The 19563-nt window shown below is 62.9% G+C and carries 17 protein-coding genes; 14 read left to right on the forward strand and 3 right to left on the reverse strand.

Translation table 11 applies throughout. The features are described from left to right. Window positions 1-48: 48 nt before the first annotated feature. The 3 genes from C4J94_RS15225 (at window position 49) to C4J94_RS15235 (ending at window position 1866) form a co-directional block, all read left to right on the forward strand. Window positions 49-570, forward strand: a complete 522-nt coding sequence (locus C4J94_RS15225; RefSeq protein ID WP_124386934.1) for a DUF3455 domain-containing protein — start codon at window positions 49-51, stop codon at window positions 568-570. Between the two features lie 88 nt (window positions 571-658). Beyond that, window positions 659-1189 carry a sigma-70 family RNA polymerase sigma factor gene (locus tag C4J94_RS15230; protein ID WP_124386935.1) on the forward strand — a complete coding sequence of 177 codons (531 nt, stop codon included), beginning with the start codon at window positions 659-661 and terminating at the stop codon, window positions 1187-1189. Then, window positions 1186-1866, forward strand: a complete 681-nt coding sequence (locus C4J94_RS15235; RefSeq protein WP_124386936.1) for an anti-sigma factor domain-containing protein — start codon at window positions 1186-1188, stop codon at window positions 1864-1866. The genes C4J94_RS15230 and C4J94_RS15235 overlap by 4 nt, the downstream gene beginning before the upstream one ends. Here C4J94_RS15235 and C4J94_RS15240 read toward each other — a convergent pair whose 3' ends face one another. Both C4J94_RS15240 and C4J94_RS15245 read right to left on the reverse strand, forming a co-directional pair. Beyond that, a complete protein-coding gene (locus C4J94_RS15240) occupies window positions 1867-3171 on the reverse strand; it encodes an ATP-binding protein (RefSeq protein ID WP_124386937.1) in 1305 nt (434 codons plus the stop codon). A 3-nt stretch (window positions 3172-3174) separates the two neighbouring features. Next, window positions 3175-3876: a response regulator transcription factor gene (locus C4J94_RS15245; RefSeq protein WP_124386938.1), complete on the reverse strand. Its 702-nt coding sequence runs from the start codon at window positions 3874-3876 to the stop codon at window positions 3175-3177. Window positions 3877-4119: 243 nt separating this feature from the next. Here C4J94_RS15245 and C4J94_RS15250 point away from each other — a divergent pair, with 243 nt between their 5' ends. From C4J94_RS15250 to C4J94_RS15295, 10 genes are all read left to right on the forward strand, one after another. Continuing rightward, window positions 4120-5262: an efflux RND transporter periplasmic adaptor subunit gene (locus C4J94_RS15250; protein ID WP_124386939.1), complete on the forward strand. Its 1143-nt coding sequence runs from the start codon at window positions 4120-4122 to the stop codon at window positions 5260-5262. Window positions 5263-5268: 6 nt separating this feature from the next. After that, a complete protein-coding gene (locus C4J94_RS15255; protein WP_124386940.1) occupies window positions 5269-8367 on the forward strand; it encodes an efflux RND transporter permease subunit in 3099 nt (1032 codons plus the stop codon). 182 nt (window positions 8368-8549) lie between these two features. Then, on the forward strand, window positions 8550-9191 hold the full coding sequence (locus tag C4J94_RS15260; RefSeq protein WP_124386941.1) for a DUF1345 domain-containing protein: 642 nt from the start codon (window positions 8550-8552) through the stop codon (window positions 9189-9191). Between the two features lie 73 nt (window positions 9192-9264). Next, window positions 9265-10119 carry an AraC family transcriptional regulator gene (locus tag C4J94_RS15265; protein ID WP_124386942.1) on the forward strand — a complete coding sequence of 285 codons (855 nt, stop codon included), beginning with the start codon at window positions 9265-9267 and terminating at the stop codon, window positions 10117-10119. 39 nt (window positions 10120-10158) lie between these two features. Further along, window positions 10159-10758 carry a LysE family translocator gene (locus C4J94_RS15270; protein WP_124386943.1) on the forward strand — a complete coding sequence of 200 codons (600 nt, stop codon included), beginning with the start codon at window positions 10159-10161 and terminating at the stop codon, window positions 10756-10758. 88 nt (window positions 10759-10846) lie between these two features. After that, window positions 10847-11908 (forward strand): LacI family DNA-binding transcriptional regulator, encoded by a 1062-nt coding sequence (locus tag C4J94_RS15275; protein ID WP_124386944.1) that lies wholly within the window; start codon window positions 10847-10849, stop codon window positions 11906-11908. Window positions 11909-11992: 84 nt separating this feature from the next. After that, on the forward strand, window positions 11993-12775 hold the full coding sequence (locus tag C4J94_RS15280; RefSeq protein ID WP_124386945.1) for a sugar phosphate isomerase/epimerase: 783 nt from the start codon (window positions 11993-11995) through the stop codon (window positions 12773-12775). After that, window positions 12768-13709, forward strand: coding sequence for a sugar kinase (locus tag C4J94_RS15285; protein WP_124386946.1), 942 nt, complete (start codon window positions 12768-12770; stop codon window positions 13707-13709). The genes C4J94_RS15280 and C4J94_RS15285 overlap by 8 nt, the downstream gene beginning before the upstream one ends. Before the next feature lie 45 nt (window positions 13710-13754). Beyond that, window positions 13755-15050, forward strand: coding sequence for an MFS transporter (locus C4J94_RS15290; protein ID WP_124386947.1), 1296 nt, complete (start codon window positions 13755-13757; stop codon window positions 15048-15050). Next, window positions 15050-16027, forward strand: a complete 978-nt coding sequence (locus tag C4J94_RS15295) for an NAD(P)-dependent oxidoreductase (protein ID WP_124386948.1) — start codon at window positions 15050-15052, stop codon at window positions 16025-16027. The genes C4J94_RS15290 and C4J94_RS15295 overlap by 1 nt, the downstream gene beginning before the upstream one ends. A gap of 239 nt (window positions 16028-16266) precedes the next feature. Here the strand turns inward: C4J94_RS15295 and C4J94_RS15300 are convergent, their stop codons facing one another. Next, window positions 16267-17892 (reverse strand): methyl-accepting chemotaxis protein, encoded by a 1626-nt coding sequence (locus C4J94_RS15300; RefSeq protein ID WP_124386949.1) that lies wholly within the window; start codon window positions 17890-17892, stop codon window positions 16267-16269. Between the two features lie 234 nt (window positions 17893-18126). Between C4J94_RS15300 and C4J94_RS15305 the strand changes: the two genes are divergently transcribed. Continuing rightward, a complete protein-coding gene (locus tag C4J94_RS15305) occupies window positions 18127-19557 on the forward strand; it encodes a nucleobase:cation symporter-2 family protein (RefSeq protein ID WP_124386950.1) in 1431 nt (476 codons plus the stop codon). Window positions 19558-19563 lie beyond the last annotated feature (6 nt).

Here is a 19563-nt window from a genome sequence, read left to right on the forward strand (position 1 = left end):
GGTAGTACTTGCAGCAACCCCGCTGTTCTACCCAATGGAGAACTACCCATGAACGCTAAAGCCCTGCTCTGCCTCACCGGTTTGCTGGTCGCCAGCCCCGCTGTGTTTGCCCAGGCCGTTGTACCCGACAGCATCAAGGTGCCGGATGGCCATAAGGTCGCCCTGGAAACCACCGGTGTCGGCGAAATCACCTATGAGTGCCGCGACAAGGCCAACGCCGCCGGCCAGACCGAGTGGACCTTTGTCGGGCCCAAGGCGGTATTGAACGACCGCAACGGCAAGCAAGTGGGCACCTACTTCGGCCCGCCGGCCACCTGGCAAGCCAATGATGGCTCGAAAATCACCGGTACCCAGTTGGCCGTGGCGCCGTCGAGCGCTGGCAACCTGCCGTATCAACTGGTCAAGGCCAACCCGGCTGAAGGCAACGGCGCGATGCGTGGCGTGAGTTACATCCAGCGCGTTGCGCTCAAGGGCGGCGTCGCCCCCGCAAGCGCATGCACGGTCGCCAACAAGGGCACGCAGCAAACCGTGAAGTACCAGGCAGACTACATCTTCTGGGCCGCTAACTGAGCAAACTCGGCTACGCTCGCCTTGTAGGCGCGAGGACGCTCGCCCCTACAACGCGCAGATGTCTACTGAAGTGGCAGGAATCCTTGGTTTGGCTGAAATCATCTTTGACTATCAAGCGTGCCTGCTGGCCTGCGCCCGCGGCGATCACCGTGCCCTGCACCGGCTCTATGAGCACGACAGCAGCCGTCTGCTGGGTGTGGCCCTGCGGATCGTGCGGGACAGGGCCCTGGCCGAAGACATCGTGCACGACGCCTTCATCAAGGTCTGGCACGGCGCCCATGGCTTTGACCCGAGCCGCGGTTCGGCGCGCGGCTGGGTGTTCAGCGTGACCCGCCATCTGGCGCTGAACAGCGTGCGCAACACCGGCCGCGACATCGCGCTCGGCGATACCCACGAACAACTGGCGGCACCTGCCGAACACGTTGAATTCGAGGCGCGTTCGGCGCAGATTCACACCTGCCTGGCACAGCTGGACCCGCCCCGGCGCCAATGCATCCTGCATGCGTATGTGGACGGTTATTCTCACAGCGAAATCGCGCAAAAGCTGGGCACCCCGCTGGGGACGGTCAAAGCCTGGATCAAACGGAGCCTCGCCGCCCTGCGGGAGTGCATGGCATGAACGACGACGAACTGGCCAGTGAATACGTATTGGGCACCCTGCCCGCCGAACAGCGCGCCGACGTCGAGCAACGCCTGCTGCACGATGCCCAACTGCGCGCAGCCGTGCAGGCCTGGGAGCAGCGCCTGCTGCCACTGACGGCGCTGGCGCCACCGGTGTCGCCTTCGGCGCAGCTATGGCCACGCATCGAACGCAGCCTCACCCAGGCGCACAAGCGCGTGGACAAACCGGTGCCATGGTGGAACCTGCTGGTGGTGTGGCGCGGCCTCACCGCTGCGGGGCTGACGGCGACCCTGGTGCTGGCGACGCTGTTATGGATGCGCCCGCCCATCGCTGAACCCACGTTTGTCGTGGTGCTGGTGGCCCCGCAAGACCAGGCGCCGGGCTGGGTCATCCAGGCCAGCGATCGCCAGCAGATCCAGTTGATTCCCCTGGGCGTCATGCAGGTGCCCGCCGACAAGGCGCTACAGTTCTGGACCAAGGCCGATGGCTGGCAGGGCCCGGTTTCCCTGGGGCTGGTCAAGCCGGGGCAGACCTTGTCGGTGCCGCTGGACAAGCTGCCACCGCTGGCGCCGAATCAGCTGTTCGAACTGACCCTGGAAGACTCAAGCGGCTCGCCCACCGGTAAACCGACCGGGCCGATTCAGGCCATCGGGCGAGCGGTCAAAGTGCTTTGATCATTCGATGGCAGGCAACCACACGCGAAACCGCGCGCCGCCCAGCGGTGAAGCCTCGGCGGTCAAGGTGCCGCCCTGGGCTTCCAGGGCCCGGCGACTGATGGCCAGGCCCAGGCCGAAACCACCGGTGGCGCGGTCGCGGCTACGGTCCAAACGGTAGAACGGCTCGAAGATACGTTCGCGCTGGTCCGCTGGAATGCCAATACCATCGTCATCCACGCAGATTTCACAACCTTTTTTGGGGCATACCCTGACGCCGACCTGGATGCGCTTGTCGCAGTAACGCGTGGCATTGCGCAACAGGTTCTGCAAGGCGCGGGCGGTGAGACGCGGGTCGAGGCTGAAGCGCTCCACGGCGCAGTCGAGCGCCACGTCGATCACGATCTCGGGGTTTTCCAGTTCGTCGTCGACACTGCCCAATACACTGTCGATGAATTCGTCGAGCACCACCTCGACCCGTTCCGGCAACTGCGCCGGGTTTTGCAGGCGGCTGTAAGACAGCAGCTCCAGTACCAGTTCGTCCAGCTCACGAATATGCGCCACCAGGCTTTGCAGGCGCTCCCGGCTCGCTGTGGGCAAGTCTTCCGACAGCGCCAGGGCCAGGCCAAAATCCAGGCGGGTCAGCGGTGTGCGCAGCTCGTGTGACACTGCGTTGAGCAGGTCGCGTTGCTGGTTCAACAGGTTCTCGATGTCATCGGCCATGGTGTCGAACACCGAGGCGAGGCTGCCGATGCTGGAGCTGGCGGGAATACGCGTGCGCTCGGCCAGGTTGCCCTGCCCCAATTGCGCGGCGGTGCTTTTCAGGCGTTCCAGGTCGCGCCAGTGCGGGCGCAGCCACACCAGCAGGCAAGCGAGCAGCGCCGCGACGATCAGCACGTTGATCGCCCAGTACAGCACGTTCATGTCCAACGGATCGGGCGGGACCGTCAGCTTGACCACGAATTGCTCGTTGATCGGCGAGCTGATTTCCTCCATCCAACCCCATTCCCCCAGGCGCACCACCGATTTACCCTGTTCCAGCAGTTTTTCTTCCGCCGGGGTGTAGCGCGCATCCTGGCGCAGCAGCAATTGCACTTTCAACGGCGCAAAGTCGCGGCCCAACTGCTCGGTGACCTGTGACCAGCGTTCCACCGGTGCGCGCACGTATTGCTTGACGATCAGCTTCTGCTGGCCGCGGGTCTGTTCGATGTTGTAGTCCATGTAACGGTGTTCGAACAGCTGGATTACCAGTGAGGGGATCAAGTAGATCGCCGCGCTGTAGGTGACGATCGTGATCAGGTAGAGGCGCAGCAGTACACGAAACATGGCTCAGCATTCCCACTCGGAACGGCTGAACAGGTAGCCCTTGCCCCACACGGTCTTGATCTTGCGCGCTTCGCCGGCGTGGTCATCGAACTTGCGGCGCAGCTTGGAGATGGCCACGTCCACCGAGCGGTCGGTGCCATTGAACTCGATACCGCGCAGGCGTTGCAGGATCTGGTCGCGGCTGAGCACTTCGCCGGCATGTCGGGCCAGTACCACCAGCAGGTTGTACTCGCCGCTGGACAACTCCACCGCCTGCTCGCGCCAGGTCACGGTGCGTTCGGACAGGTCGATGCACAGGTTGCCCATGATGATTTTGTCGCTGGCCACCTGGGGTTCCGACAGGCTGCTGCGGCGCAGCAAGGTGCGCACACGGGCGAGCAATACGCGTGGCTCGCAGGGTTTGGTCACATAGTCGTCGGCGCCCATTTCTAGGCCCAGCACCTGGTCGTGGCTGTCATCACGGGCAGTGAGCATCAGGATCGGCAGGCCGGCCGAGTCGGCGCGCAGCAGGCGGCACACCTGCAGGCCATCGAGGCCGGGCAGCATCAGGTCGAGGATCACCAGGTCCGGCGGGTTCAGGCGCGCCCGTTCGCGCACCTGGTCGCCACGGCTGAGCACGCTGACCTGGTAGCCATTGCGTTCCAGGTAGCTGGCAATCAACTCGGAAAGTGCGGCGTCGTCTTCCACCAGGAGGATGTTGGGCATGAAGGTGTTTCCAGAAAATACAGTGATGTGCCGTACACAAATCCCATGTGGGAGGGGGCAAGTCGAATCGTCGCACCGCCCCTCCCACATTTGATCTTCTTTGTAAGCAAGGTTGTGCAAGGATATACGGCCCCGAGGCCAAGCGCCCCGACCCTTACATTTCTTCACAGACGCACTACATAGCTTCACAGCACCACGGCGCAGGTGACCTTAGGATGCGCCAGTCAATATTGGGATAAGAGCATGTCGAAGAATCTGTTTGCGCCGTTTTGCCTGTTGGCCCTCACACTGGCGCTGAGCGCGTGTGACAAGTCGGCAGCCGAGGCGCCGGAAATGCCCCTGGCCAAAGTGCGCATCGAGACGCTGCAGGCCAAGCCCCTGTCCATCACCAGCGAGTTGAGCGGGCGCATCGCCGCGCCGCGCATGGCCGAGGTGCGTGCGCGGGTCGCCGGGGTGGTAATGCAACGGGTGTTCAACGAAGGCCACGACGTGAAACAGGGTGACGTGCTGTTTCGCATCGACCCGGCCCCGTTCAAGGCCGACCTCGACAGCGCCAGGGCCAACCTGAGCAAAGCCGAAGCCAACGCGTTCCAGGCACGCCTGCAGGAGCAGCGCTACAGCCAGTTGGTGGAAGGCAACGCCATCAGCGGCCAGGAATACGACAACGCCCGCGCCGCGCTGCGCCAGGCCAACGCCGAAGTCGCCGCCAACAAGGCTGCCGTCGAGCGGGCCAGGTTGAACCTGGGCTACGCCACCGTGACTGCGCCGATTTCCGGGCGCATCGGCCGTGCATTGGTGACCGAAGGCGCCCTGGTCGGCCAAAACGAAGCCACGCCGCTGGCGATCATCCAGCAACTGGACCCGATCCACGCCGACCTCACCCAGTCGACCCGCGAGCTCAATGACCTGCGCCGCGCCTTTCGTGCCGGGAGCCTGAAGCAAGTCGGCCAGGACCAGGCCAAGGCTACCCTGATCCAGGATGACGGCAGCCTGTACCCGTTGCCGGGCAAGCTGCTGTTCGCCGAGATCAGCGTCGACCCGGGCACCGGGCAAATCATCCTGCGCAGCGAGTTTCCCAACCCGGACCTCGACCTGCTGCCCGGCAGCTTTGTGCGGGTGCGCCTGGAACAGGCGGTCGACCAGCAGGGCATCAGCGTGCCGCAACGCGCGATTACCCGCGACAGCGCCGGCATCCCCATGGTGCTGTTGCTCGACAGCGAGCAGACCGTCAGCCAGCAGCCGGTGGAGTTGGGCGCGGTGATCGAAGACCGCTGGGTCGTCAGCCGCGGCCTCAAGCCCGGTGACCGCATTGTCGTCGAGGGCCTGCAACATGCGCGCCCCGGTGAAAAAGTTGAAGTGGACGACAGCCCGCTCGTGAAGGAATAACCCGCCATGCCGCAGTTCTTTATCGACCGCCCGATTTTCGCCTGGGTGGTGGCCCTGTTCATCTTGCTGGCCGGCTTCCTGGCGATTCCGCAGTTGCCGGTGGCCCAATACCCCAACGTCGCGCCGCCGAAGGTGGAAATCTACGCGGTGTACCCCGGCGCTTCGGCCCAGACCCTGGACGAAAGCGTGGTCAGCCTGATCGAGCAGGAACTCAACGGCGCTGACCACCTGCTGTATTTCGAGTCCCAGAGCAGCCTCGGTTCGGCGACCATCACCGCCACGTTCCAGCCGGGCACCAACCCGGAAATGGCCCAGGTGGACGTGCAAAACCGCTTGAAGGTGGTGGAACCTCGCCTGCCGCAAGCCGTGACGCAACAAGGCCTGCAGGTGGAGAAGGTCTCGGCCGGCTTTCTACTGTTGGTGACGCTGACGTCCAACGACGGCAAGCTCGATGACGTGGCGCTCAGCGATTACCTGGCGCGCAACGTGATGAACGAACTCAAGCGCCTGGACGGTGTGGGCAAGGCCCAGCTGTATGGTGCCGAGCGTGCCATGCGCATCTGGATCGACCCGCAGAAGCTGATCGGTTTCAACCTCACCCCGGCCGACGTGAATGCCGCCATCAGCGCGCAGAATGCCCAGGTGTCGGCGGGCAGCATCGGCGACTTGCCCGGCACCCGCACCCAGGAAATCACCGCCGCCATTCTGGTCAAGGGCCAACTGTCGACGCCGGCGGAGTTCGCCGACATCGTGCTCAAGGCCAACCCTGACGGCTCCACCGTGCGCATCGGCGACGTGGCGCGGGTGGAAGTCGGCAGCCAGGAATACCAGTTCTCCACGCGCCTGAACGGCAAACCGTCCACCGCCGTGAGTGTGCAGCTGGCCCCCGGTGCCAATGCGCTGAACACCGCGACCCTGGTGCGGGCGAAGATGGATGAGCTGTCGCGCTATTTCCCGGCCAACGTGGAATACAAGATCCCCTACGACACCTCGCCGTTCGTCAAAGTCTCGATCACCAAGGTGGTCTACACCTTGCTGGAGGCGATGGCGCTGGTGTTTGCGGTGATGTTCCTGTTCTTGCAGAACGTGCGCTACACCCTGATCCCCACGCTGGTGGTACCGATTGCGCTGATGGGCACCTTTGCCACCATGCTGTTGCTGGGTTTTTCGATCAACGTACTGACCATGTTCGGCATGGTGCTGGCGATCGGCATCCTGGTGGACGATGCAATTGTGGTGGTGGAAAACGTCGAACGGATCATGGCCAGCGAAGGCCTGTCGCCCAAGGAGGCGACGAAAAAGGCCATGGGCCAGATCACCGGTGCCATCGTCGGTATTACCCTGGTGCTGGTGGCGGTGTTCCTGCCGATGGCGTTCATGCCCGGCTCGGTGGGGGTGATCTACCAGCAGTTCTCGCTGTCGATGGCCACCTCGATCCTGTTCTCGGCCTTTCTGGCGCTGACCTTGACGCCAGCGCTGTGCGCCACCTTGCTCAAGCCGATTGCCCAGGGCGAGCACCATGCCAAGGGCGGCTTTTTCGGTTGGTTCAATAAACGCTTTGAACAGCTCACCGACCGCTACGAAGGCTGGGTGGCCTATGCCCTCAAGCGCAGCGGGCGTTACCTGCTGATCTATCTGGTGCTGCTGGTGGGCCTGGGGCTGTTGTTCAGTCGCCTGCCCTCCTCGTTCCTGCCGGTGGAAGACCAGGGTTACACCATCACCGATATCCAGCTGCCACCGGGCGCCAGCAAGAACCGCACGGTGCAGGTGGCCGAGCAGATCGAGGCGCATAATGCCGGTGAGCCGGGTGTGGGCGATACCACCATGATCATGGGCTTCAGTTTCTCCGGCTCCGGGCAGAACGCGGCGCTGGCATTCACCACGCTCAAGGACTGGTCGGAACGCGGCAGCGATGACTCCGCGGCGTCAATTGCCGAGCGCGCCAACATGGCCTTCAGCGAACTCAAGGATGCGATTGCCTATGCGATCCTGCCACCGCCGGTCGACGGCCTGGGCACGTCCAGTGGCTTCGAGTTCCGCCTGCAGGACCGTGGTGGCGTCGGCCATGCGGGGTTGATGGCCGCGCGTACCGAGTTGCTGGAGGCTGCCGGCAAAAGCCCGATCCTGGCCAATGTGCGCGAAAGCGCCCTGGCCGAAGCGCCGCAAGTGCAATTGGAAGTGGACCGCAAGCAGGCCAACGCGCTGGGCGTGTCGTTTGCCGACGTGGGCAATGTGCTGTCGTCGGCCATCGGTTCGGCCTACATCAACGACTTCCCCAACCAGGGCCGCATGCAGCGGGTGGTGGTGCAGGCCGAAGGCGACCAGCGCAGCCAGGTGGCGGACGTGATGAACATCAACGTGCGCAACAATGCCGGCAAAATGGTGCCGCTGTCTGCGTTCGTCGAAGCCAGATGGACCCAGGGCCCGACGCAATTGACCCGTTACAACGGCTACCCGGCCATTGCCATCAGCGGTGAAGCGGCGCCAGGGCACAGTACCGGTGAGGCGATGGATGAAATCCAGCGCCTGGTCAGCCAATTGCCGGCGGGCCTGGGCCAGGAATGGACTGGCCTGTCGTTGCAGGAACGCCTGTCCGGCTCACAGGCGCCGATCCTGCTGGGCTTGTCGCTGCTGATCGTGTTCCTGTGCCTGGCGGCCTTGTATGAGAGCTGGTCGATTCCGACCTCGGTATTGCTGGTGGTGCCGCTGGGCGTACTCGGCGCAGTGCTGGCGGTGAGCTTGCGCGGTATGCCTAACGACGTGTTTTTCAAGGTGGGTTTGATCACCATCATCGGTCTGTCGGCGAAGAATGCGATTCTGATCATCGAGTTCGCCAAAGACCTGTACGACCAGGGCGAAGACCTGATCAGCGCTACCTTGAAGGCGGCGCGGTTGCGCTTGCGCCCGATCATCATGACCTCGTTGGCGTTCATCCTTGGCGTGGTGCCCCTGGCGATCGCCACCGGTGCCAGCTCGGCGAGCCAGCAGGCGATTGGTACGGGGGTGATCGGCGGGATGATCACCGCGACCTTGGCGGTGGTGTTTGTGCCGGTGTTTTTTGTGGTGGTGATGAAACTGGTGCGCAAGCGCCACACGGCCGATTAAGCTTTTTGTAGGAGCGAGCTTGCTCGCGAAGAACTCAGGGCCTGCGCGTTTATTCAGACAGAACGCGTTGGCTGGACGTTTTTCGCGAGCAAGCTCGCTCCTACAGGGGTTATCGACCAAGTTCATGATCAAGTACAGGCGGATGAGCTATGGTGCTCACAGTTTCCCATTTGTGAGCAACCATGCCCTTCCTCGCCCGCACCCACCCTCGCCTTTCATCCGCCGCTGTACTGGGCCTCGCCGTGGGCATCCTGGTGCCGGCCGAGACCCTCGCCAGCAAAATCCTGATCGGCTGGAATGCCGGCGTCTGGACCTACCTGGTGCTGATGCTGTGGCTGACCGTTCGCGCCAAGGCCGAGGACGTCAAGCGCATCGCCGAAATCGAAGACGAAAACGCCGGGCTGGTGCTGCTCACGGTGTGTATCGCCGCCATCGCCAGCCTGGCCACCATCACCTTCGAACTGGTGGGCAGCAAGGACCTCGCCAGCAGCGAACGTCTGTTGCACTACGGCTTCACCGGCTTGACGGTGCTCGGTTCTTGGCTGCTGATCGGGATGATTTTCAGCGTGCACTACGCCCGCCTCTACTACACCTGGAACGGCAAGGAGCCGGCACTGCGCTTCGCTGAAGGCTTGCTCACCCCCAACTATTGGGATTTTCTGTATTTCTCCTTCACCATCGGCGTGGCAGTGCAAACGTCCGATGTGGGCGTCGCCACCCGTGGCATGCGCAAGGTGGTGTTGGGGCAATCGCTGATCGGCTTTTTGTTCAACACGGCGATTCTGGGGTTCTCGATCAATATTGCCGCAGGGTTGTTTGGCTGAGGCTGCACAAACCTTCTAGACGCCTGGCCGCCCTTGCGCACTAATGGCAATACCTATTCATCCTCGGTGCTTTATGGCTGCGCACAATTGGATCGACCTGTCCCAGGACGCCGACACCGGCATCGAGACCCTGCGCGCGCACTTCGAAGGCCATGCCTACGATCCGCACTGGCACGACAGCTACCTGATCGGCGTCACCGAGCAAGGCGTGCAGCAATTCAATTGCCGGCGTACCCGACATAACAGCGTCCCCGGCCAGGTGTTCTTGCTGGAACCCGGCGAATTGCACGACGGCGACGCGCCCACGGCCGACGGTTTTACCTACCATATGCTCTACCTCGACCCGAACTGGTTGACCCGCGAAGTGAGCGCGGTGTTCAACGAGGCTCCCGTCAACAGTCAACTAAGCTTCGCCAGCACCCTGGCCAGCGACCCGCGCCTGGCACTTGCCACCACCCGCGCCTTCCAGACCCTGCACAGCGGCGAGATGCGCATCGTGCGCCAACAGGCCATGGACCAGTTGCTTGAACGCCTCACCGGGCAACTTCATTGGCGCACTCGCTACCGCGAAGACCCACGCCTGCCAGCCGTGGCCCACAAGGCCCGCGAATATCTGCACGCCCACCTGCATCACGACGTAGGCATGGATGAACTGGCGCTGGCCTGTGGCGTGGACCGCTTTCGCCTGAGCCGCGCGTTCAAAAGCGCGTTCGGCCTGCCACCCCACGCCTACCTGGTGCAGCTGCGCCTGGCCCGCGCCCGGCATCTACTGGCCAACGGCGAGCAACCCGTCGAGGTTGCGAGTGCCTTGGGGTTTGCCGACCAGAGTCATCTGGGCCGCTGGTTTGTGCGCGCGTATGGGTTGACGCCCGCCGCCTACCGCAAACGTTGCTCAAATCTTCCAGACAGGGCACCCGCAGGCTTGTGAAGATCGACTCCATCCCTGAGTTCGCTGGAGTGCTTCGCCATGCTGTCCACCTTCATGCCGTTCATGCTGTTCGCTTTCGTCGCCTCGATTACCCCCGGCCCCACCAATGTGCTGGTGCTCAGTAACAGCGCGCGCTATGGCTTCAAGGCTGCGCTGCCGATCATTTTCGGCGCGTGCGCGGGTGCGGCGGGGATTGTCTTGCTGGTGGGCTCAGGCATCGGTCAATCGCTGACCCATCTGCCCAAGGTGCAAAGCGCCATGCAATGGGCCGGCGTTGCCTGGTTGAGCTACCTGGCCTGGCAGATTTTCAGCGCACCGCCCCAGGCCGTCGGCCCGCAAGCCACCCACAAGCGCCTGGGCCTGACCAGCGCTGCCAGCCTGCAGCTGATCAACCCGAAAACCTGGATGATGGCCGTGGCCGTGGTCAGTGTATTTGCGGGCAATGGCCCGGACCGCCAAGGGCAGGTGCTGTCGTTGTCGCTGGTGTTCTTCATAATTTCCCTGCCCTGCCTCGCGGCCTGGGCAGTGTTAGGGGCCGGCTCGAGCCGGTGGCTGCGCTCAGCCACCGCCATGCAACGCTTCAACCAGTGCATGGCCTTGCTCCTGTTGGGGTCGACCTGGTTGAGCCTGCTGATCTGACGACGAAAAAACTTGACGTCCACGGGCTACATGGTGTTTTCTGAAACCGGTTTCAGTGCAACTCAACTCCAATAAGAAAGGCGCTACCGTGACTTCATTTTCTGCCGCCCAGCGCAGCCGCGTGACCATGCTCGATGTAGCCGAGCGCGCTGGCGTGTCCAAGGCCAGCGTGTCGCGCTTTATCGGCGATGACCGCGCCCTGCTCTCTGACGCGATTGCCCTGCGCATCGAGCAAGCCATCGAACAGCTCGGCTATCGCCCCAACCAGATGGCCCGTGGCCTGAAACGCGGGCGCACGCGCCTGATCGGCATGTTGGTGGCCGATATCCGCAACCCCTATTCCATTGCCGTAATGCACGGCGTCGAAACCGCCTGCCGCCAGCACGGCTACAGCCTGGTGGTGTGCAACACCGACCGCGATGACGAGCAGGAGCGCCAGCACCTGGCGGCGCTGCGTTCGTACAACATTGAAGGGTTGATCGTGAACACCCTCGGCCATCACCTTGATGAGCTGCTGGAACTGCAACGGGAGATGCCGCTGGTGCTGGTGGACCGCAAGGTCGAGCCGCTGCGCAGCGACCTGGTGGGGCTGGATAACCCGGCGGCGGTGCGGATGGCGGTGGAGCATCTCGAGCAGCAGGGCTACGCCGAGGTATTGCTGGTGAGCGAAGCGACCGACGGCACCAGTTCTCGGCTGGAACGCCTGCACAGTTTCAAGGCTGAAGTCGCCAGGCGCCCAGACATGAGTGGCGCCGTGCTGGAGTTGGACGACGAGCTGGAACACCACCTGCGCACCTTCCTGGCCAAACCCGCGCGCAAGGCATTGTTCTGCGCCAACGGCGTGGCCGCGCTGGCCTGCACCCGGGCGCTCAAGGTGCTGGGCTGCAACCTGTTCGACGATATCGGCCTGATTGCCCTGGACGACCTGGACTGGTACCCACTGGTCGGCACTGGCATCACCGCCCTCGCCCAGCCGACCGAGGCAATCGGCGCCAGTGCGTTCGACTGCCTGCTCAAACGTCTGCGCGGTGATACAGCCCCCACGCGTACCCTGGACTTCCTGCCCCAACTGATTATCCGAGGCTCCACCCAATTCCCTGTGGGAGGGGGCTTGCCCCCGATTGCGGTCTGTCAGTCAGCTTATCTGTAGCTGACCCACCGCTGTCGGGAGCAAGCCCCCTCCCACATTTCGCTCTGCGCATAAAAATGAAACCGGTTTCAGAGGTAAACGACAATGCATGAATACCCCGTCTCCATCAGCCTTTCCAGTTACGGCGCCGAGCTGGTCCGCCAGCAGGGCCAATTGAGTTTTGTCGCGCTATTGCACGCCGCAGGCGCCCAGCGCATCGAATGGCGTGAAGAACTGCTGACCACCGAACAACCCGGCACGCTGGCCCAGGCCGCTGCCGAGCAAGGCCTGGAATCGGTATTTTCCTCGCCCCTGGAACTCTGGGTGGCCGGCCGTGCCCAGCCCAATGCCGACCTCGCCGCTACCCTCGACCGCGCCCAGGCCTTCGGCTCGCGGTGGCTCAAAGTGTCCCTGGGTTACTTCACCGACACCAACGACCTCGAAAGCCTGCATGCCCTGCTCAATCGCCACCCGGTCAAGCTGCTGGTGGAAAACGACCAAACCCTGCACGGCGGTCGGATCGAGCCGATGCAACGGTTTTTCACCGAGGTCGAACGCCTGGGCCTGCCGGTCAGGATGACCTTCGACATCGGCAACTGGCAGTGGCAGGACCAATCCGCCCTCACCGCCGCGCGCCTGCTGGGTCGGCATGTGGACTACCTGCACTGCAAGGCCGTGGCCCGTCGCCCGGACGGCAAGCTGGTCGCGCTGCCGCCTGGCGCCACCGACCTGCATCTGTGGGAACAACTGCTCACGCACATGACCCAAGGTATTACCCGGGCAGTGGAATTCCCGCTGCAGGGCGATGACTTGGTTCAAGTCACCGCGCAACAGGTCGCCACCCTCGCCCGCCTTGGCCAACCCCGCATGGAGAATGCCCATGTCTGAGATCGATATCCTGTCGTTTGGCGAAACCATGGCGATGTTTGTCGCCGAGCAGACCGGCGATCTGGCCCAGGTCGATCATTTTCACAAACGCATTGCCGGGGCCGACAGCAATGTCGCGATTGGCCTGTCGCGCCTGGGTTTCAATGTGGCGTGGTTGAGCCGTGTCGGTCATGACTCCCTCGGCCGCTTCGTGGTCGACACCCTGGCCAGCGAAGGCCTGGACTGTCGCCATGTGGCCGTCGACCCCTTGCATCCCACCGGCTTTCAACTCAAGTCCCGCGAAGACGCCGGCGCCGACCCTCAAGTGGAGTACTTCCGCAAAGGCTCGGCGGCCAGCCACTTGTCGGTTTCGGCGATCACGCCGGCGCTGCTGCAAGCCCGCCACCTGCACGCCACCGGGATTCCGCCGGCGTTGTCCGAGGCTACCCGCGAGCTGTCGGTGGAACTGATGACACAGATGCGCAAGGCCGGTCGCAGCGTGTCGTTCGACCCGAACCTGCGCCCGTCACTGTGGGCCAGCGAAAGCCAGATGATCCGCGAAATCAACGCATTGGCCGGCCTGGCTGACTGGGTATTGCCCGGCCTCGGCGAAGGTCGCCTGCTCACCGGCTTCGACGACCCGGCGGACATTGCCGCGTTCTACCTCGACCAGGGCGCCGAAGCCGTGGCGATCAAGCTCGGGCCCGATGGCGCGTATTACCGCACCCAGATGGACCAGGGTTTCGTTGCCGCTGTACGCGTGGACACGGTGGTCGACACCGTAGGCGCCGGCGATGGTTTTGCCGTGGGCATGATCAGCGCCCTGCTGGAAAATTTGAGTTTCCCCGAGGCGGTACAACGCGGCAACTGGATCGGCAGCCGCGCCGTACAAAGCCGCGGCGATATGGAAGGCCTGCCCACCCGCGCCGAATTACCCAGCCGATCCGTTGCTTGACCCACTACCTGTTGCCACAACTACAACAAGCTCAGGAGCAACCTTATGGAAACCGTGAAACTCGCCACCCGCCGTTGGTGGTACATCATGCCCATCGTGTTTATCACCTACAGCCTGGCGTACCTGGACCGCGCCAACTACGGCTTCGCCGCCGCCTCCGGGATGGCCGAAGACCTGATGATCACTCCGGGCATGTCGTCCCTGCTCGGCGCGCTGTTTTTCCTTGGCTACTTTTTCTTCCAGGTGCCAGGGGCGATCTACGCGCAAAAGCGCAGCGTCAAGAAACTCATTTTCGTCAGCCTGATCCTGTGGGGTGGCCTGGCCACCCTGACCGGCGTGGTCTCCAATGCCTACATGCTGATCGCCATACGCTTCATGCTCGGGGTGGTCGAAGCCGCCGTGATGCCGGCGATGCTGGTGTACCTGTGCCACTGGTTCACCCGTGCGGAACGCTCGCGGGCCAATACTTTCCTGATCCTCGGCAACCCGGTGACCATGCTGTGGATGTCGGTGGTCTCGGGCTATCTGGTGCAGCATTTCAGCTGGCGCTGGATGTTTATCATCGAGGGCTTGCCGGCGGTGCTCTGGGCGTTTATCTGGTGGAAGCTGGCCGATGAGCGCCCCAAGGACGCCAAGTGGCTGAGCGACAGTGAGAAGCAGAGCCTGGAAAGCGCCCTCGCCGCCGAACAGGTGGGCATCAAGGCGGTGAAAAATTATGGTGAAGCGTTCCGCTCGCCGAAGGTGATCATCCTTGCGCTGCAGTTTTTTTGCTGGAGCATTGGCGTGTATGGCTTCGTGCTGTGGCTGCCGTCGATCCTCAAGGCCGGCTTGAAGATGGACATGGTCGAGGCCGGCTGGCTGTCAGCTTTGCCTTACCTCGCAGCGGTGATCGGTATGCTGGTGGTGTCCTGGGGCTCGGACAAGCTGCAAAAGCGCAAGCGCTTCGTCTGGCCGCCGCTGTTGATTGCCTCTATTGCGTTTTATGCGTCCTACGCCCTCGGTGCCGAGCATTTCTGGTGGTCCTACATCCTGCTGGTGATCGCCGGCGCGTGCATGTACGCGCCGTATGGTCCGTTCTTCGCCATCGTCCCGGAAATCCTGCCGGCCAACGTCGCTGGCGGCGCCATGGCGCTGATCAACAGCATGGGCGCGCTGGGCTCGTTCGGCGGTTCGTACCTGGTGGGTTACCTCAATAGCAGCACCGGTTCACCGGGCGCTTCGTACCTGCTGATGAGCGGTGCATTGATGCTGTCGGTGGTGCTGACGATTTTCCTCAAGCCCGGCGCCAGCGACCGTGTACGCGCGCCCGCGGCTACCCTCGAAATGAAGGCCAATTCCTGATGAAAAAATCCGTGGTTCTCTACAAGAAACTCTCCGCGCCGCTGATGGCGCGCCTGCATGGGCAGGTCGACGTGACCCTCATCGACGCACTCGACGAAACCGGCCTGGCCCGACTGCGCGAAGCCCTGCCCAACGCCCACGGCCTGCTGGGCGCCAGCCTGCGCCTGGACGCCAGGCTGCTCGACCTTGCGCCACACCTGGAGGCGGTAGCGAGCGTCTCGGTGGGCGTGGACAACTACGATATCGACTACCTTACCCAGCGCGGCATCCTGCTCAGCAACACCCCGGATGTGCTCACCGAAACCACCGCCGACACCGGCTTCGCGTTGATCCTGGCCACCGCCCGGCGCGTGGTGGAACTGGCCGACATGGTGCGCGCCGGCCAGTGGAACAAGAACATCGGCCCGGCGCATTTCGGCAGCGACGTGCACGGCAAGACCCTGGGGATCATCGGCATGGGCCGCATCGGCGAAGCCTTGGCGCAACGCGGGCACTTTGGCTTCGGCATGCCGGTGATCTACCACAGCCACTCGCCCAAGCCGGCGGTGCAAGCACGCTTTGGCGCGCAGTACCGCAGCTTGCCGGCGTTGCTTGAAGAGGCCGATTTTGTCTGCCTGACCTTGCCCTTGACGGCTGAAACCGAAAAGCTGATTGGCGCTGAAGAGTTTGCGTTGATGGGGCCGGAAACGATCTTTATCAATATTTCCCGGGGCAAGGTAGTGGATGAGGCTGCGCTGGTCGAGGCGTTGCAGCAACGCACTATTCGTGCGGCGGGGTTGGATGTGTTCGAGAAAGAACCGCTGGATCACGCATCGCCGCTGCTGCGCTTGAACAACGTGGTGGCGACACCGCATATCGGCTCGGCGACCCATGAGACACGGGAGGCGATGGCCAAGTGTGCGGTGGATAATCTGCTGCAAGCGTTATCAGGCGAGCGCCCGCAAAACCTGGTAAACCCAGGCGCCTGGAAGCAATAACCCCTGACACGACAGCGATCCAATGTGGGAGGGGGCTTGCCCCCGATCAGGGTGTGTCAGCAGATGCATTCACGGCTGCCCCACCGCCATCGGGGGCAAGCCCCCTCCCACATTTTTCAATGGTTACGCTGCTGGCTGCGTTGGCGGGGAAAGCACCGAAAACCTGGCTAACCTGGAAGCAATACCCACCTGACACAACAGCAATCCAAGCCCCCACCTTTTGGCTGCATTCCAAAGGGTCAGATAACGAACTTGGCCACCATTCCATTCAAGTCCACCGCCAACCGCGACAACTCATGGCTGGCCGCGCTGGTCTGGTTGGCGCCCGCCGCCGACTGCGTCGCCAGGTCACGGATATTCACCAGGTTGCGGTCGACCTCGCGTGATACCTGGGCCTGCTCTTCCGAAGCGCTGGCAATCACCAGGTTGCGTTCGTTGATCAGGCTGATCGACTGGGTGATCTGTTCCAGCGACACACCCGCGGCGCGGGCCAGCTCCAGGGTGTGTTGGGTGCGCTGATTGCTTTGTTGCATGGACTGCACGGCTTCACCGGTACCGTTCTGGATGCCGGCGACCATCTTCTCGATTTCCTGGGTGGACTGCGCCGTGCGATGGGCCAGCGCCCGCACTTCGTCGGCGACCACCGCAAAGCCTCGCCCGGCTTCACCGGCACGCGCCGCTTCAATTGCGGCGTTGAGCGCCAGCAGGTTGGTCTGCTCGGCAATCGCCCGGATCACGTCCAGCACCTTGCCGATGTCACGCCCTTGCGTCGCCAACCCTTCGATCATCGCCGCCGTGTTTTGCACGTCCTGGGTCATGGTCTGGATCGCTCCGACGGTCTCAACTACCCGGTCCCGGCCTTCCCGTGCCGCCTGATTGGACTGGCCGGACGCCTCGGAGGTGGACACCGCGTTGCGCGCCACCTCTTCCACGGCCGCTGTCATTTCATTGACCGCCGTTGCCGCCTGGTCAATTTCGTTGTTCTGCTGTTGCAGGCCACGGGAGGCTTCTTCGGTCACCGCACTCAGTTCTTCCGCCGCCGAAGCCAGCTGCGTGGCCGAACCGGCGATATGCTGGATAGTCTGGCGCAGATTGGTTTGCATGCTCGCCAACGCACCGAGCAAGCGCGCCGGCTCGTCCTTGCCATCGTCTTCGATGGTTTTGCTGAGGTTGCCGGCGGCAATGGTTTCGGCCACTTCCACAGCCTTGCGCAGCGGCGTGACAATGCTGCGGGTCAACAGCCACGCGAGCAGCACGGTGAGCAGTGCGGCGGCGACGGACACCCCGATCACACCGGCAATCGCGCCCTCATAACTTTGCCCGGCCTCGGCATCAGCAGTCTTGGCGTCGGCGATATTGAGGGCGATCAGCTTGTTCAACTGCTCGCCCATCTGGTCGGTGCCCTCCTTGATTCGGCTGTTGATCAGCGCGCGCATGTCATCGACCTTGCCTTGCTCTGACAGCGCCAACATATCGGCCTGGGCCTTGAGGTAATTGTCCAGGGTGACGCTAAAGGCCTTGTAGACCGTCAGCTCTTCCGGCCCTGCGGGCAACGCGGCATAACCGGCCTGGGCGGTCTTGACCTTGTCGGCCAGCACGCCCATGCGCACCTGGGCTTCCTGCAGGCTGGCGGGCTCACGATTGACCAGCACGCGAAACGACAGGATGCGCAGGCGCAACACGTTTTCAGTGACGGTCGCCAGGTACGTCACGCTGGGTAGCTGGTTCGCACTCATGTCCATCGAGGCTTGGCGCATTTGCGTCATGCGGTTGACCGCAAACACGCCCAATATCACCACTAATAGCGCAATAAAGGCGAAACCGAGAAATGCTCGAGGGGCAATATTCAGATGACGGAGGGACATAAGGGCGGCTCTCAGAAATAGTATTTGCGAGCATCCCTGCCGCGAAACGATCGGTCAGCGACAACGCGCTGCCCAGACCTTGGCCACCTCTGTTGTTATTGATAGGTGGACCTATACGGAGTATCGGCACGCTTGAGGATTTAATGCGGGGCTTTCATAAATATTTTTTTACACTTCAGGCAATCGGCCGTTTCTGGCATCCTGCGCCTCCATTTTCTGACCCGAGCCCTCATTTTGTCTGACGCTCAAGCCCCCCGCCCGCGCTATAAATCCGACCTGATCTATGGCCTGGAAGACCGTCCGCACTTCACCGCGGCAATTTTTGCCGCCTTGCAGCATGTGCTGGCGAGCTTCGTCGGCATCATCACGCCGACCCTGATCGTCGGCGGCGTGCTGGGCCTGGAAAGCGAAGTGCCCTACCTGGTGAGCATGGCGCTGTTCGTCTCGGGGCTTGGCACCTTCGTGCAGGCGCGTACCTTCGGCCCCATCGGCTCGGGCCTGTTATGCCTGCAGGGCACCAGCTTCTCGTTTATCAGTGTGATTCTGAGCGCCGGGTTCATGGTCAAGGCCCGTGGCGGCGGCACCGATGAAATCCTCTCGACGATCTTTGGCATCTGCTTTTTCGCGGCGTTTATCGAAGTGGTGCTCAGCCAGTTCATCGGCAAGCTGCGCAAGCTGATTACGCCAGTGGTCACCGGCACCATCATCACCTTGATGGGCTTGTCGCTGATCAAAGTGGCGGTCACCGACATGGCCGGCGGCTTTGGCGCGGGCGACCTGGGCGCCGCCAGTAACATGGGCCTGGCGGCGCTGGTGCTGCTGACCATCGTGGTGCTCAACCGCTTTGACAACCCGTTCCTGCGCCTGGGTTCGATCGTGATCGGCCTGACCCTGGGCTTCGTCGTGGCGTGGATGCTGGGCCGTGTGGACATGAGCGCCCTGCCCCAGGTGCCGTTGATCAGCGTGCCGGTGCCGTTCAAGTACGGCTTCTCGTTCGACTGGGTGGCGTTTATCCCGGTGGCGGTGATCTTCCTGATTTCGCCGCTGGAGGCGGCCGGGGATCTGACCGCCAACTCGATGATTTCCCAGCAGCCGGTCAAGGGCCCGCTGTACATCAAGCGCATCAAGTCCGGCCTGCTGGCCGACGGGCTCAACTCGGCCATGGCAGCCACCTTCAACAGCCTGCCGATGGTGACGTTCGCCCAGAACAACGGCGTGATCCAGCTGACCGGCGTTGCCAGCCGCTACGTGGCCTACTTCATCGCCGGCCTGCTGGTGCTGCTGGGGCTGTTCCCGATGATCGGCGCGGTGCTGCAACTGATGCCCAAGCCGGTGCTGGGCGGCGCGACCCTGATCATGTTCGGCACCGTGGCCGTGGCGGGTATCAAGATCCTCGCCGAAGCCGGGCTGCATCGACGTAACGTATTGATCGTGGCGATTTCCCTGGGGATGGGCCTGGGCGTGGCCGCTGTGCCGGAAGTGCTGCGCGACCTGCCCAAGGCGCTGCACAACATCTTCGAGTCGCCGATCACCGTCGGCGCGTTCTGTGCCATCCTGCTGAACATTTTCCTGCCCGAAGAGTTCATAGAACTGCACGAAGATGAATTTGATCCGGAGTCCTCGACCCTCAAAGTCATGCAGGACCCGGACGTCACGAAACAGTAGGAGCAC

Source organism: Pseudomonas sp. R5-89-07 (assembly GCF_003851685.1).
Classification (GTDB): Bacteria; Pseudomonadota; Gammaproteobacteria; order Pseudomonadales; family Pseudomonadaceae; genus Aquipseudomonas.

Excerpts from the sequence above, each read along its gene's own strand:
- C4J94_RS15240 (WP_124386937.1), bottom strand. The coding sequence starts at position 3,171 with ATGTTTCGTGTACTGCTGCGCCTCTACCTGATCACGATCGTCACCTAC.
- C4J94_RS15265 (WP_124386942.1), top strand. The coding sequence starts at position 9,265 with ATGGCTGCGCACAATTGGATCGACCTGTCCCAGGACGCCGACACCGGC.
- C4J94_RS15255 (WP_124386940.1), top strand. The coding sequence starts at position 5,269 with ATGCCGCAGTTCTTTATCGACCGCCCGATTTTCGCCTGGGTGGTGGCC.
- C4J94_RS15300 (WP_124386949.1), bottom strand. The coding sequence starts at position 17,892 with ATGTCCCTCCGTCATCTGAATATTGCCCCTCGAGCATTTCTCGGTTTC.
- C4J94_RS15260 (WP_124386941.1), top strand. The coding sequence starts at position 8,550 with ATGCCCTTCCTCGCCCGCACCCACCCTCGCCTTTCATCCGCCGCTGTA.
- C4J94_RS15250 (WP_124386939.1), top strand. The coding sequence starts at position 4,120 with ATGTCGAAGAATCTGTTTGCGCCGTTTTGCCTGTTGGCCCTCACACTG.
- C4J94_RS15280 (WP_124386945.1), top strand. The coding sequence starts at position 11,993 with ATGCATGAATACCCCGTCTCCATCAGCCTTTCCAGTTACGGCGCCGAG.
- C4J94_RS15245 (WP_124386938.1), bottom strand. The coding sequence starts at position 3,876 with ATGCCCAACATCCTCCTGGTGGAAGACGACGCCGCACTTTCCGAGTTG.
- C4J94_RS15285 (WP_124386946.1), top strand. The coding sequence starts at position 12,768 with ATGTCTGAGATCGATATCCTGTCGTTTGGCGAAACCATGGCGATGTTT.
- C4J94_RS15290 (WP_124386947.1), top strand. The coding sequence starts at position 13,755 with ATGGAAACCGTGAAACTCGCCACCCGCCGTTGGTGGTACATCATGCCC.
- C4J94_RS15295 (WP_124386948.1), top strand. The coding sequence starts at position 15,050 with ATGAAAAAATCCGTGGTTCTCTACAAGAAACTCTCCGCGCCGCTGATG.
- C4J94_RS15225 (WP_124386934.1), top strand. The coding sequence starts at position 49 with ATGAACGCTAAAGCCCTGCTCTGCCTCACCGGTTTGCTGGTCGCCAGC.
- C4J94_RS15235 (WP_124386936.1), top strand. The coding sequence starts at position 1,186 with ATGAACGACGACGAACTGGCCAGTGAATACGTATTGGGCACCCTGCCC.
- C4J94_RS15270 (WP_124386943.1), top strand. The coding sequence starts at position 10,159 with ATGCTGTCCACCTTCATGCCGTTCATGCTGTTCGCTTTCGTCGCCTCG.